Source organism: Prevotella sp. AGR2160 (assembly GCF_000424185.1).
In the GTDB taxonomy this organism is placed as follows: domain Bacteria; phylum Bacteroidota; class Bacteroidia; order Bacteroidales; family Bacteroidaceae; genus Prevotella.
In genome coordinates this window covers 59,901-73,832 of the sequence record NZ_AUJK01000002.1, presented here as the reverse complement: position 1 = coordinate 73,832, position 13,932 = coordinate 59,901, and the positions used below count along the sequence as shown (strand labels likewise).

The following is a 13,932-nucleotide window of genomic DNA, read 5'->3' as shown; positions in this document are numbered from 1 at the left end:
GGCCACGCAAGGAAAGATTTGAAGCAACGAAAAATAAGAGAGAATATGCAGAAAACGATTCAGATTACCCATGGTGTAGCCCGCATGCCCGAATGGCGTATGGCAGAGCCCGTAAATTTTGAAGCCCTCGATGGAGAGCAGTTGGCTATCGTCGGTCCTAACGGCGGTGGTAAGTCGATGCTTGTTGATATGATTGTCGGCCGGCATCCCCTGCTCATGCACGATCCTGAATACGACTTCTCACCGAGTGCGAAACCTCTTGTGAGTGACAATATCCGCTATATCACCTTCCGTGATTCCTATGGTGGAGACAATGACAAAACTTATTATCTCCAGCAGCGGTGGAACCAGATGGAGATTGACGAGAACACGCCGACTGTCGGCAGCAAACTCGAGGAGGCCTACCAACTGGCCGGTGCCGACACCCCTGAGCGCCGTGAGCTCCAGCAGCATATCTACGAGCTCTTCCATATGGAACATCTCCTCGACAAATATATCATCCTGCTTTCGAGTGGTGAGCTTCGGAAATTCAAACTCGCCTCTACCCTCTTTGCTGACCCGCGGATCCTGATCATGGATAACCCGTTCATCGGCCTCGACGCAGAGACACGTGATCAGTTGAAGGAGCTGCTGGGTACCCTCTCCCGTGAGCGCCATCTGCAGATTATCCTCGTCCTCTCGAAGGTCGATGATATCCCTGATTTCATCACTCATGTAGTAGAAGTCAGGGATATGAAAGTACTGCCGAAGGTCACCAAGGAAGAATATCTGAAGAGCAGACCCGAAATACCGGCCCATGTCCTCTCGGAGGAGAAACGTCAGGCCATCCTCAACCTTCCCCATAAGGCCAAGGAGTTTCATAGTGACGAGGTTGTCAATATGCATGACGTCTGTATCCGCTATGGTAAGCGGACGATTCTCAAGGATCTTAACTGGGTTGTGAAGAATGGTGAGCACTGGGCCCTCTCCGGACAGAACGGTGCCGGCAAGTCGACACTGTTGAGTCTCGTCTGTGCTGATAACCCGCAGAGCTATGCCTGTGACATCGCCCTCTTCGGCAATCCCCGTGGCAGTGGCGAGAGTATCTGGGACATCAAGAAACATATTGGTTATGTGTCTCCCGAAATGCACCGCGCCTATCAGCGTGACATGCCCTGCGTGCGTATCGTGGCCAGTGGACTGATGGACTCTGTCGGTCTCTATGTCAAGCCGAAAGAGGGGGACTATGAGAAGTGCCGTTTCTGGATGGACATCTTCGGCATCGGGGACCTTGCCGACCGTACCTTCCTGAAGATCTCCAGTGGAGAACAGCGTCTCGTCCTCCTGGCCCGTGCCTTTGTCAAAGATCCTGAACTCCTCATCCTCGATGAGCCCCTCCATGGTCTCGACAACACGCAGCGACGTCTCGTCAAGGATGTCATAGAGACTTTCTGTCAGCGTGACAACAAGACCATGATCATGGTCACCCATTATAAAAATGAGCTGCCGGCCTGTATAGACCACAGCATTTATCTCCAACGACATGCGTAAAAAATTATTTTCCCTGATTGCCCTCCTGGCTTTCCTCGCTCTCCCCGTTTCCGCACAGGACGTTTTGAACTATGTGGCCAAGGAAGCAGAGAAGATCTGTAATGACACCACCCTCGACATCCATCAACGGAAGATCGCTGTTTTCAAATATGATGAATGCAGCTATCTGAAGTCGAAGATGGCGCCGAAGATGATGTCAGACAGTGTCTCCCTCGATGAGAAAAATCGTCTCATCAAAGCGGCTAATGAGCAAGTTTACAACATGGTACAGTATCTCAATGCCTTTGAGAAACGACTGGAGGACTGTAAGCGGAAAAACCGCGACTTGATCACGGCGACGTTCCGGAAGGCAACCCTCGACTGTCCGCTTTATAAAGACAATGACGAGGATCTCGTCCATGCTTACAGTAACCGTACGGACTATCCGACGCCGTTCTCTCTCGACTGCGACTGGACGAAGGCGCTGCAACTGATCCGGGGCATAGACTGGAGCAGATACTAACCCATAAGGACTTGGTTGATCATGTCCCGCCAAATCGTCGGAACATGATCAATCTGGTCTCTATGCGGAACATGATGAATCATGTCCCTACTTACATCCCGGCAGAAACTCCTTCATCTTCTTGCCGTTGACGGTCTTCAAAGAGGTACCGAGTGTCGTAGCCTTCGGATTGAAGGTCACCCAGTCGGGCACATCTTTCCGGTGAAGAGTTTCCACATAGTGTACGCCTTGGTTGTTTACCGAACAGAGCGTGCTGCCACCTTCCTGCATACTCCCTTCCTCCACCATGTCCATCGTGTTGAAACGGACATAGTGATTTCCTTTGCCATCAATATAACCAACCACCACGATATCATCCTCACAGACGATATTCGCATAGATCAGTTCCTTACTACTATAACGTTTGAAGACGCGGTTGACACCACGGTTCAGCAGTTCTGCAACACGGGTCTTGATGAGAGAGCCATCGGCATAGGCCATGAGCAGCCAGTAATCCTGCTCGTCCTCATGGACGGCCAGCTCGAGCCGGTAGTCGTCGGTTTTATAGTCATTCTCATCCAGTACTTTATATTCATCCTGGTCGATGAAACAGATATAGTTGATGACCGGATAATACTCCTCCTCCCAATCATTGATGACATTATTGCGTATCCGACTGGTCTGGATCTTATCCTTGATATTTTGTGTTCTTACCTCGTACTCCTTGCCCATAGTTACCGTATTCTGCTGCGGCAACTGTCCGAAGAGTTCCTTAGCCTGCTCACGTGTCTCCATCTGATGCTCTGCTGCCCATTTCCGGCGATTGGCGAGGAAGACAGGAAGATACTCCTCGTTGACACGGCGGGATGAGGTGCCCATACGTTCGTAGTATTCTCCGTTGAGACTGATGGGATCGGGACTAGGTGTGACCTCAATCACAAGGACCTTCGTCCGTACCTTCGGGTCATCATCCCAATGGGTATGAACATGATGGGCTGCCTCCTGAGACATCTGACTGGCCACCATATTATTCACATACACCTCGTAATGGTCGGCAGAACCATTGAACTGTTGGAAATGGAGGTCTTCTTCCACACCCATCTCCGTTCCTTGGTCGTTGACCCCGAGGTAGAGCGTTCCGCCATCGGCGTTGAGGAAGGCACAGATCTCACTGAGAATCTTCCGGGTCTGATCGAAGAGGTTCGGACGCATGGAGTATTCCGGATAGACGATAGAAGTCTTGAACTCCACCAGATAACTCTCCTTTCCGTAGTTTTTCTTGTCACTGACATTCTGGCGACGGAGCTTCAGGATACTGCGGATCTTTTCCAGAATTTCCTCGGCCTGCGGAATCAGCCCGGCCTTCTTCACCGTGTTATGTGACATGACGAGTGCCGCCAGTTGTTGCAATACGGGATGGGTACGGTCACAACTCATCTGGTAGAGCTCATCATTATGTTCATCCGTATTCAGCCAAGAGACGACACGCATCTGCTGATATTCCTGATAAAGGTTGCTGTGAGGATTAAATGTATCGGAACCACTCTTGTCCAGAATGCGCAGACTCTCATCGGTAAAACTGCTGTTCTGCGCGAAGTCACTCAATAATTCCAGAAGGGTGAGCCGTTTGACATAATAGTCCTCCCGCTTCGAACTGATCATTCGGGCCAGTACCCGGCAGGTGGATATATAATTGTAGGCTTTCACGTAGTCATCCTCGAAGCCGGCATAGGTCTCAATGATATTCATCAACTCATAGACACGACTGTCGTCGAGAACCGTCGTTAACGTCTCTTCTTTCTCTTCTTCTGTCTTTTTCTCTTCTTCAGGCTGATAAACGAGTCCGTCAGCGTAATTGATCATGAGCTGATGGAAGGCATTGCTGACACTGAAGTTGATCTCGGGGAGGTCTCGTACATAGGTCACATTCATATATGGAACCGGTCCTCGTTCGGGATTTGTGACCTCTACGACCTTTCCTTTGGTGAGGACACTCATACTCGTTCCCCTCTCCACGCTGACAGAGACGGAGAGACCATCGAAGGAGATCGCGGGTACCCTGAAAGAGCCTGGCGCCGGCGTGTTGAGACAACAGTTCAGGTGACTGGTATAGCCATAATGGTTGATGCGGTAGTCGTCCATGAAATCAATGACGAGGTCGTTCATCACGAAATGACAGGAGCCATCGTCCTCTATCTGGTCGATCTTCACCGTCAGTTCCAGCGGCGCCCCATTCTTGTAGAAATCAGAAAGGGTTAACTTCCCGGGATAATAAGGAACAATATCTTTGGCGGCATCGATATATCCTACCACATCCTCATATCCTTGATCAACAACCTGACATAAGAAGATCAGACCATTCTCCATTTTCTGTCGGACAATGATATCCACTTTATCCCCGGGATAGAGCGGACGGCGACTCTTTTTCTTAGTTCGCTGACGTACACTGAAGAAGGATTTATAGATGAAATCCCATAACAATTTGTAATGGCGCACCGTATTGCTCTTGTCTCCCCGTAGATCAGAGGAAGGTCTCTCACTGAGACGAATGGAAAGGTTATGCCAAAGATTCAACTGTGCCGGCAGAGGATCGTACTCATTGTCATCATTGACATCGGGAGCAGAGAGCGTCACCTTACCATTCTCAATGGAAAGATGAACACGGTCGGAGGAATAGACGGCGGGCGCGAGAGAGCCGTCAACGGTATCGCTCACCTGGTTAGAGATCAGGTTCGCCGTCAAGGCGGCATCATCCGTATTCAATACATAAACACTTTGGTCACCCGACTCTGAGACAACGTTGAACAACGATTCTTCCAGGAGTTGGTCGGGATTGGTGACATTCATCCTACTGCACAGGCGGTAGAGAAGACTACGGTTGAGGACATCGTCGAAGAGGTCATTCTTGAAATCCTCTGCCAGGTTCATCTGTAGCGCCAGTGCCATGATCATTGTCTCCATCACCTTACGGTCGTTGAGACGGTCCGGCGTCTCATAGATATGATGGATATAATATTCGAGCAAGATAATCCACATCTTACAGAATGGCTCGCGCTTACTGAGTTTCAGGCTATGCTTGCGGATAATGGAGAGGATCATGTCCATCTTCTCTTCCATGAGGTTAAAGTCGAGATGGAAGATGGAAAGCATGATATACAGTCGCTTGCGCGGATGGTATACATAACTGCTCTTGGAAAGCTTCTCTAAGACGGTCGTCACGAAATCGGCGGCAGGCTGTCCATCCTCCGCGACCATATCCAAAGCGTCAAGATAATAGCCCGCCTGTTCGATGACATCGGAGAAGCGCTCCTCCATGACCTTACGGGTGGTATCATCACACAGTTTGAGCATCTCTGATGACTCCAGAGCCTGAAGGAGATGACTCTTCAACGATTTGAGATCCTCCTGGCGCATCTCCCGATCGGGACACTGTGCTGCCTGACCGGCTATCCACTGATGACATTCCGCATCAAACAGGTCTGAGGGCGTATTGCCTAACAATAAGTTCCGGAGATCTTCCTGATTCCATGCCGTCTGTCCGATAAATTCCTGTAGTTGGCTGTTGGTGAGTGAGAAAGAGGTCGCCTCCTTCTTATTGTCCACAAAAGCCGGTTCAATCTGCATATACCGACCCTTAATCTTCTTGATCCTGCAACCGATGCATGGTGTCAGGGCCGGGTTCGGGATGAGCTTCTTCGCCAGACGTGCCGTAAAACCATGGGATTCTTGCAGGATATAGTCATCGCCATAGGAACGTTGGACAGTAAAATCGGTCACGTCACCTTCTTGATAAAAACCACGGATCAATGCCTCAAAATCTTGTCGGATATAAACACCCCCTGACAGACTTCTCTCTACGAGACAAGGTATCGTGTCCGGTTCCGGCATCTTCCGTTGATACGGGAGCATCGGAATACGATAAAGCTTGGCGTCTTCTCCGTAGGATACCACATACTGATGGGTATCGATATCCGTTCTTAACACTTTTACGGCAACTTGCTGCCTTTCTTCTTGTTCTTCCATCTTTTTTTGCTTTAGTTTATTTTTTTTGTTTGATTACTATGATATGCTATGCTATGGCTTCTATTGAGAGTTATAGCTATCCTCTTGAGTACTGTAATATTCTCCTCTCTCCTTACAAAAATCGATCAGCCTGTCGAAAAGCGCATTTTCCTTGAGCAACGCGGCATGACCAAAGAGCAGCAGATGTTCCTGTGCCCGCGTCATGACAACATTCAGTTTGCGGTCGATAACCGCTCCGTCTTCCTCGAAGACATGATTGGTAAGGAATCGCAATTGATAAAACTGTTGCACCGTGAATCCATAGAGGATATACTTCCGCTGTGACCCTTGATAACGCTCGACCGTGTCTATGGTGATCTCCATGAGTTCCGGGATATTGAACCGTTCGAGGGCGTTGCGGATGGCGGCGATCTGATTCCGATAGGGTACGATGACACCCACGGTCTGTGAAGCGATGAAATGCGCCTTCTCTATGGTCCAAATCTTCTGAATCGTTGCTGCTATGAGGTCAGCCTCAATGGTATTGACTTTGTCTGAGCAGCTGTCTTCCGGCAATTGACAGTCGAAGAACGCCACACGACGGGTATGCAACACGTCGTCCAGCTCATCTTTCCCTTGCCATGACGAGGGCAGTGATGGGGTCTGATGGGGTAACGGCACCTCCCGCAGTTTGCCACCATAGAAGGCCTCGCTCGGGAAGACGGCAATCTCATGATGCATACGGCTCTGACGGGTGAGCATATAGACCACCTCCGGATCATTACGGTAACGACGCAGCAATCTTTCGAAGAGGGACAGGCGACAGTCGGTGAGGCCGATGGCGTTGAGATCGTCTTCTTCTACCCTGCTCTCTTGCTGACTCTGTTGTACGACAGCCGGCAGTTGCTTATGATCACCGATGAAGACGAACTTACGGATGGCACTCTCCTCTATGCCTGTTTCCGGATCGGTATGCACGGCAGAGAGCAGAGCCATGAGATGCGGTTCGAGGATCTGTGAAGCCTCGTCGATGATGGCCAACGCAAAAGTTTTCTGGCTGAAGAGTTGGATCTTACTGCTCAGCGCCGTCGTCGTTCCCACGACGATACGACAGTCGAGGACACGGCGACGCATGTCTTTGAGGGTATGACAGTTGCTGACGGTCTCTTCCAGGAGATGGCTCTGATAAGCCACACTACAGGATAGTCTACTGCCCACGCGCAGATAGTCGAGGTGCTCTTCCTCCAACTTACTGCAGATCTCATCGACCGCACGGTTTGTGAATGCCATGAGAAGGATGTTGCTCCCGGGAGTAAGGAGCTCCTCCTTCAACGTGTTCATCAGTCCGAAGGAGGTCTTGCCTGTTCCCGGTGGACCAATGATCAAGAAGAAGTCCCTGGCCTGGCGTACATGGAGGCTGAGGGTATTGAAACTGCCATAGTTGCCCCGTAGGGTCAGACTATGGTCGACACGCGGCCGGCGCTGCAATAAGATCAGGTCACGGCGTTCCTTCGGTGCCGAGAGGAAGGCATGCATGCCACGATAAAGTGCGCCATAGCTAGACTCAAAGAAGTCATGCTCCACTGCCCAGACCTTATCCTTATCCCGCAGAAATACCCGGGCATCACTCTGTGCGGCACGTAAGGTCAGCGTGAGTGTTGTCGCTGTGATCTGCCGGATACTGCAACGATAGGTCCACGTCTTCCGGACATCGGGCTCCGTACCCTTCTCATAAGGATAAAGGATGACAATATCCCCTATGCGGAAATTGCTCATTCCCTCTTCATCATCATCATGGCGCTCGAGGACGACCTCGGTGACCTCTCCCTGGTGGCCTTCTCCGGGTTCTTTGAGAATGAGGTTGTCGAAGATGTTTCCCGCCTGTCGTTTGTCATGCAGATTGTCATGCCATTTGGCGGCAAAGCCTGAGTCTTCCTTCAGCGCATTACCCACTTTCGAAAGGACATGTTCCGTCTCCACAAACTGCAGAAAGCGGAAATAATAGTCACGCTCCAATGGTGACGCTTTATGAATAGGCGCCAGCAGTGCCTCCAGCTGAGGCCGCTGATAGTTATTCCATAACTTTCCTGCCGTGTGGTAAGCATTCAGATCCTCCGGCCGAAGGGTCTCCAGAATGCGCATGCCCCCATGGGTGAATCTCAGTTCGTTGGCCGCGATGCGATTTCTAATCATCAGTGCCTCACGGACAAGTTGGGGGGCATAGCCAAGACCGACGAGGGAGTTGGCATAACGGGAATAGAGCAGGAAAGCGTAAAGATGATGATACCGGTCATAATGGTCCGCGAATCCATAACGGAGCAAGGCCATATAAAGGAGCATCTGGATGTAATGTTTCAACTGATAGACCGGGGTGTCGGGGTCTCGCTGCGGGAATCCGCCCTTACCTGCCTTCTGTTCGATGAGGACTTCGAGATCCTGCTGCAGGAAATCCATACGTCCTTGTAGTCCGAGCATCTCAGAGAAGAAGGAGGGCTCCAGCATGACTTCTTCCCGATGATATTCCTTCACACGTTGGGGCAATGTCTGTCGCACCGCCTGACGGATATAGGTCCGTTGCTGCTGTGCCTGATGATGAAAATCAGGTGACAGGGGCGTACAGAGGAGGTCTACGGCATGATGCGTGAAGAAGTGCCGGGCACAGTCAACATACGCTTTCTCCTGATCCTTGGCGTGTACCTCATCATCCAAGAGCTCGCCGGCAAACTCACCCATGAGAATCGGCTCCGTTGTGACGTTGGGCTTAATCTTGTTGAGCAGGTAGATCAGTTCGGTATGGTTATAACTCTCGAAACAACCGGCGATGGCACTGATATCAATCAGCAGGTCAGGTGCAAAGATAATCAGTTCGGGTGTTAATGTTCCATCATCCTCCTGACGGGGATGGATGAGGTTCAGCTGTACTCCTTGATAGAGATCATCGCGCAGATAGGCCTCATCGGCATGATATCTGACTTTCGCCGGAATGGTAGGGTCCTCAAGGAGCCCATAGATAAATTCGTCATCCCAATGTTCCACGAGAAGGCGCATTACGGCAGCTCTCGGCAGCGCTGCCACGCTCTGGGGACGCATGGGCGGAAAGAGTTGGCGGAGTCGTTCCGGGATCTCCTCGATATGATAGATCAGAGCCACAAAACAGGTCACGGCCTGAAAGTCATAGCGCGACGCTGTCTCCGAGGGTGTTTCTCCCCGACCGAGATCACGGAAATGGATCCTCGCGGTATGGACGGCATGGGAAAGGGCACCATTGGCATCATGGGTCTTGAGCAGATAGTCTGTCTTGGCGAAGGGGCCAACCAGACGGATACGGGCAAAATCGGTGTTCTGGTCCAACAGATTTTGGAAGACAGTGTCCAAGGCCGCATAACGGCGCTCCATATCGACTTTGCCCATAGCCGAGAGAAGCATGCTGAAGAAATGATTCGCTGCCTTCAGCCCCTCGTGGTCACTTCTGCGGTCCAGGTCTCTTTGTAGATCACTCATACTGCCAATAATACCAATAAGTGTTACCATAGGTATCGTGGAGCTGACTCTTGCGGACGGCAGGGTTTCCATTTTTCAGCTCCATATCTTGATAGTCCTGATAGTCGGCATCGATCACCGGTGACTTAAAGACATAAATCGGATTGGCACGACGATGGGTGTAAAGTACGAGGGCCTCACGGTAATGCTTCGGCAATGGTTTCCTCAAATCATAATATTTCGGTAATTCCTTGGCAAACAAGTCAAGTTTCTTGTCCATCAGCAATCCCACAAGATGAAGGTCTGCTGCCTCCTGACGCGTGAAATGGCGTGGATAGGCTGTCATGAGGAGTTTTACGGAGTGGCCATCCGGACGTAAGGCCTTACTGCCTCCACAAACGGGAACTTCGAAGAAATGTTCGGCAAGGGCATGCTCATGAGTCAGTGCAAGCGCACGGAGGAGGGTCAGACTACTGTCGGCCTTTTCGGTATTCGTTGCCTCCACGGCCCCTTTGTAATCCTGCTGCGACAAACAGACCTCGGCACGCATACGACGGTGTATATTCTCGTTGCTCTGCGCAATCATGCCTACGAGAAACATCATGAACACCATTTCAAAGAGATTGATGGCCGTAGTCCGTGAGAATAATCCCCACGATTTCTGATTCGGCTCATACGGTTCTATCGCCCTTGCCATCATCACGATGATCCACCAGACGATGAGAATCAGCGGAAAGAGCCAGAGCCAGGCACCGAAAGAGAAATGCTCATCGGTATGTGCGCTGATATCCGTGATAACCGTCAAAATAAGAAATGACGGCAGATAGGTCAACGCATGTGCCCGCCGACGGAGCTTGGTGAGAGAGTAGACGGTGGCTTGCAGGGCCCAGAGAACAAGGGTGATGAGGACCGCTCCTATCGTACGGCCATAAGAAGTCTCACCTTCCGAGAGAACATGTTGCGTCACCGTGAGCACATCACTCTGAAAGAAGAAGACATAACAGAATGTGAAAATCAAAAATACAATAGCACAGGTCACCATCATCGGTACTGTGCTACTCTTGGGATTATCCATACAATCAAATCAATATTTAACCTGTATTATTCAGATCCTCTTGTAGGTGGCCGCAACATGGCGGCCACCTACTATACCCGATTATTTCTTTCTCCGCAGTACCTGGGCGGAACGGGCGGGCAGATAGAGTTTCAGCCATCCTTTATGCTGTGGCGTGAAGAGAGGATCCGGATTCGTGAAATGCTCTACGCTGTCATCATTGAGTCCGTTGCCCCCATAGGTCTTGTCATCACTGTCAAGGACGATATCATAAGCTCCCTCAGGAACGAGGAAGCCATAATCCGTGAAACTGTGGGTCGGTGAGAAGTTGAACACGAAGAAGAGATCTCCGCGCTCGAAGCAGAGCACCTGATCCGCGTCATTATGCCAGATCTCCTGGACGGGGGTATCGTTGAAGGCTTTCTCACTCTTCACGACAGCGAGCATGGCCCTGTCGAAATCACCGAGGTAGTGATAGCAGAGGTCATGATTGTCCACGAGATTCCATTGGCGGCGACAGTATTTATAGCTCCATCCGTTGCCCTCGCGCGGGAAGTCGATCCACTCCGGATGCCCAAACTCATTACCCATGAAGTTCAGATATCCTCCGTTGATGGCGGCGAGCGTGACGAGGCGGATCATCTTATGTAAGGCGATGCCACGGTGCACAAGGTCGTTCTCATCCCCTTTCTTGAAATGCCAGTACATATCGGCATCGATGAGACGGAAAATAATGGTCTTGTCACCCACAAGGGCCTGGTCGTGACTCTCACAGTAAGAGATCGTACGCTCATCGTTGCGCCTGTTCTTCACCTCCCAGAAGATAGAACTCGGTTTCCAATCCTCGTCTTTCTTCTCCTTGATCGTCTTGATCCAGAAGTCGGGGATATTCATGGCCATACGGTAGTCAAAGCCATAACCGTAGTCCTTGAACGGTGCGGCAAGCCCGGGCATTCCGGAGACCTCCTCGGCGATGGTGAAGGCATGAGGATTGACCTCATGGATCAGGCAGTTGGCCATGGTCAGATAACAGATGGCATTATCATCCTCGTGACCGTTGAAATAGTCGCCATAGTTTGTAAAGGCCTCTCCGAGTCCATGACTATAGTAGAGCATGGAGGTGACACCATCGAAACGGAAACCGTCGAAATGATATTCCTCCAACCAGTACTTACAGTTGGAGAGGAGAAAATGGATGACGTCATCCTTACCGTAGTCGAAACAGAGGCTGTCCCATGCCGGATGCTCATGGCGGTCACCGGGATAGAAATACTGGTTAGGATCACCGGCAAGGTTACCGAGTCCTTCCACCTCATTCTTCACGGCATGGGAGTGAACGATATCCATGATCACGGCGATACCTTTCTCATGAGCGGCATCAACAAGGGCTTTCAACTCCTCCGGACTGCCGAAGCGGGAGCTGGGAGCAAAGAAACTGCTGACATGATAGCCGAAAGAACCATAATAGGGGTGCTCCTGGATAGCCATGATCTGTATGGCATTATAGCCGTCTTCCACAATACGCGGCAGGACATTATTCTTAAACTCCGTATAGGTTCCCACCTTCTCAGCATCCTGAGCCATACCGACATGACACTCGTAGATCAGCAACGGCTTACGCTCGGGAATGAACTCCTGCACCTTCCAATGGTACGGACGGGCAGGATGCCACACCTGGGCGGAGAAGATCTTCGTTTGTTCATCCTGCACCACACGCTGACACCAGGCCGGGATACGTTCTCCCTCACCGCCATTCCAATAGACATGCATCTTATACAGATCTCCGTGTTTCATGGCCTTGGCCGGTAGCTTCAGCTCCCAGTTGCCCGTCCCCTCAATGCGATGGCAGCGGTAGGCCTCGCTCTCTTTCCAATCGTTGAAATCGCCAACGAGGTATATATCCGTAGCATTGGGGGCCCACTCACGGAACACCCAACCCCGTGGTATCTTGTGAAGTCCGTAATATTGATAACCGTTGGCAAAATCACTCAACGTCTGTTTGCCATTCTGTGTCAGTTGGCCGATCTTCCATAAAGCATGGTCATGACGACCACGGATCGCATCCTCATAAGGTTCCAGATAAGGATCATTCTTGACAATGCCCACATGCTCGGGCTTTAGGTTCTGTGTCATAAGATTCTGTATTAGTGTTCGATAAATTGTATTTCCGTTAGGCCTTTAGGGTCATTCCTGGTAACGGCGGCCGTGGCGATAAGTGCCGTGCGCAGTGACATTCCCGTCACGGTCCTTCTCCACGAACTTACCCTCTCGCTCGTCATCGACATAGGAGCCTTCGAAACGCTTGCCGTCTTTTGTCTCCTCAATGGCAGGACCATTGCGCTTGCCATTCTTGAAGTTTCCCTTGAACTTATTGCCATTGGCGAAATGGATGATGACCTCACCATTCACCTGACCGTCCTTGAATTCTCCCTCATAGACATCGCCGTTTTTCTTGGTCAACTTTCCATGCCCATTCTGCAGGTCGTTCTGCCACGAGCCCGTATAGACATCGCCATTCTTCCAGGCAAAAGTTCCGTTTCCGTCCTTTGCTCCCTCAAGGAAATGACCGGTATATTTGTCACCATTGACATAAGAGAAGATGCCTTCTCCCGTTCGTTCTCCCTGGTGATAGTCGCCTTCATACTTATCTCCGTTCTGATAACGGTAGATACCCTTACCATCCTGGATGTCGTTGAGCCAGTCGCCGGTATAGACATCACCGTCGGAATAATGATTCGTGCCACGGCCGGAACGCTGGTTGTTGAGCCAGTTCCCATCGTAAACAGTGCCGTCTCCCCAGTCAAAGCGGCCGCGGCCATTTTTCATGTCGTTGGCCCACTGTCCTTTATAACTGGCACCATTGGCATAGGTATAGGTACCCATCCCCTGACGTTTGTCCTTATACCAGTCACCATCATACTTGTCACCATTATAATAATACATGATGCCATGGCCCTGTTGATAGTCACGGAACCAAAGACCAACATACTTGTTATTATTCGAGAAATAGTATGTGCCCTTGCCATGCTGTTGGTCCTGAAACCATTGGCCTTCATATTTCTCTCCGTCAGAAAAAGTATAGATTCCATATCCCTGACGTTTACCTTTTATATACTGTCCCTCATAGGTGTCCCCGTTCTTAAACAGGGTGTTCCCTTTGCCGTAGGGCTTACCGCCCGACATCTCGCCCTTATATTGTCCACCGTCATGAGTCATACATGACCCCAACGTAATTTTCTGTGCCGACAACGGAAGGGTCGTCGCAAGGAGGATTATACAGGTAATGATCTTATTATTCATCTGGTCTAATTATCAATTTATTCGTTCTTACGGCAAAGTTATGAAGAATTATTGATTTTTCCAAAATTGTTTAGGAAAATTAATG

General features: G+C 50.5%; 7 protein-coding genes. 2 read left to right on the top strand and 5 right to left on the bottom strand.

Going from position 1 to position 13,932, the window contains the following annotated elements; translation table 11 throughout:
* Positions 1-45: 45 nt before the first annotated feature.
* Positions 46-1,530 carry an ATP-binding cassette domain-containing protein gene (locus tag G604_RS0101725; protein ID WP_028909033.1) on the top strand — a complete coding sequence of 495 codons (1,485 nt, stop codon included), beginning with the start codon at positions 46-48 and terminating at the stop codon, positions 1,528-1,530.
* A complete protein-coding gene (locus tag G604_RS0101720) occupies positions 1,523-2,032 on the top strand; it encodes a hypothetical protein (protein WP_036904372.1) in 510 nt (169 codons plus the stop codon). Before G604_RS0101725 ends, G604_RS0101720 begins: the two co-directional genes overlap by 8 nt.
* 87 nt (positions 2,033-2,119) lie before the next feature.
* Here G604_RS0101720 and G604_RS0101715 read toward each other — a convergent pair whose 3' ends face one another.
* From G604_RS0101715 to G604_RS0101695, 5 genes are all read right to left on the bottom strand, one after another.
* Positions 2,120-6,034: a helix-turn-helix domain-containing protein gene (locus G604_RS0101715; RefSeq protein WP_081657612.1), complete on the bottom strand. Its 3,915-nt coding sequence runs from the start codon at positions 6,032-6,034 to the stop codon at positions 2,120-2,122.
* A gap of 60 nt (positions 6,035-6,094) precedes the next feature.
* Positions 6,095-9,544, bottom strand: coding sequence for an ATP-dependent helicase (locus G604_RS13255; protein WP_196801078.1), 3,450 nt, complete (start codon positions 9,542-9,544; stop codon positions 6,095-6,097).
* Complete coding sequence (locus G604_RS0101705) at positions 9,507-10,568, bottom strand: DUF6057 family protein (protein WP_028909030.1); 1,062 nt, start codon at positions 10,566-10,568, stop codon at positions 9,507-9,509. The genes G604_RS13255 and G604_RS0101705 overlap by 38 nt, the downstream gene beginning before the upstream one ends.
* A gap of 81 nt (positions 10,569-10,649) precedes the next feature.
* Positions 10,650-12,680, bottom strand: a complete 2,031-nt coding sequence (locus G604_RS0101700; RefSeq protein WP_036904366.1) for an alpha amylase C-terminal domain-containing protein — start codon at positions 12,678-12,680, stop codon at positions 10,650-10,652.
* Between the two features lie 51 nt (positions 12,681-12,731).
* Positions 12,732-13,847 carry a phosphatidylinositol-4-phosphate 5-kinase gene (locus tag G604_RS0101695; RefSeq protein WP_028909028.1) on the bottom strand — a complete coding sequence of 372 codons (1,116 nt, stop codon included), beginning with the start codon at positions 13,845-13,847 and terminating at the stop codon, positions 12,732-12,734.
* Between the last annotated feature and the right edge of the window lie 85 nt (positions 13,848-13,932).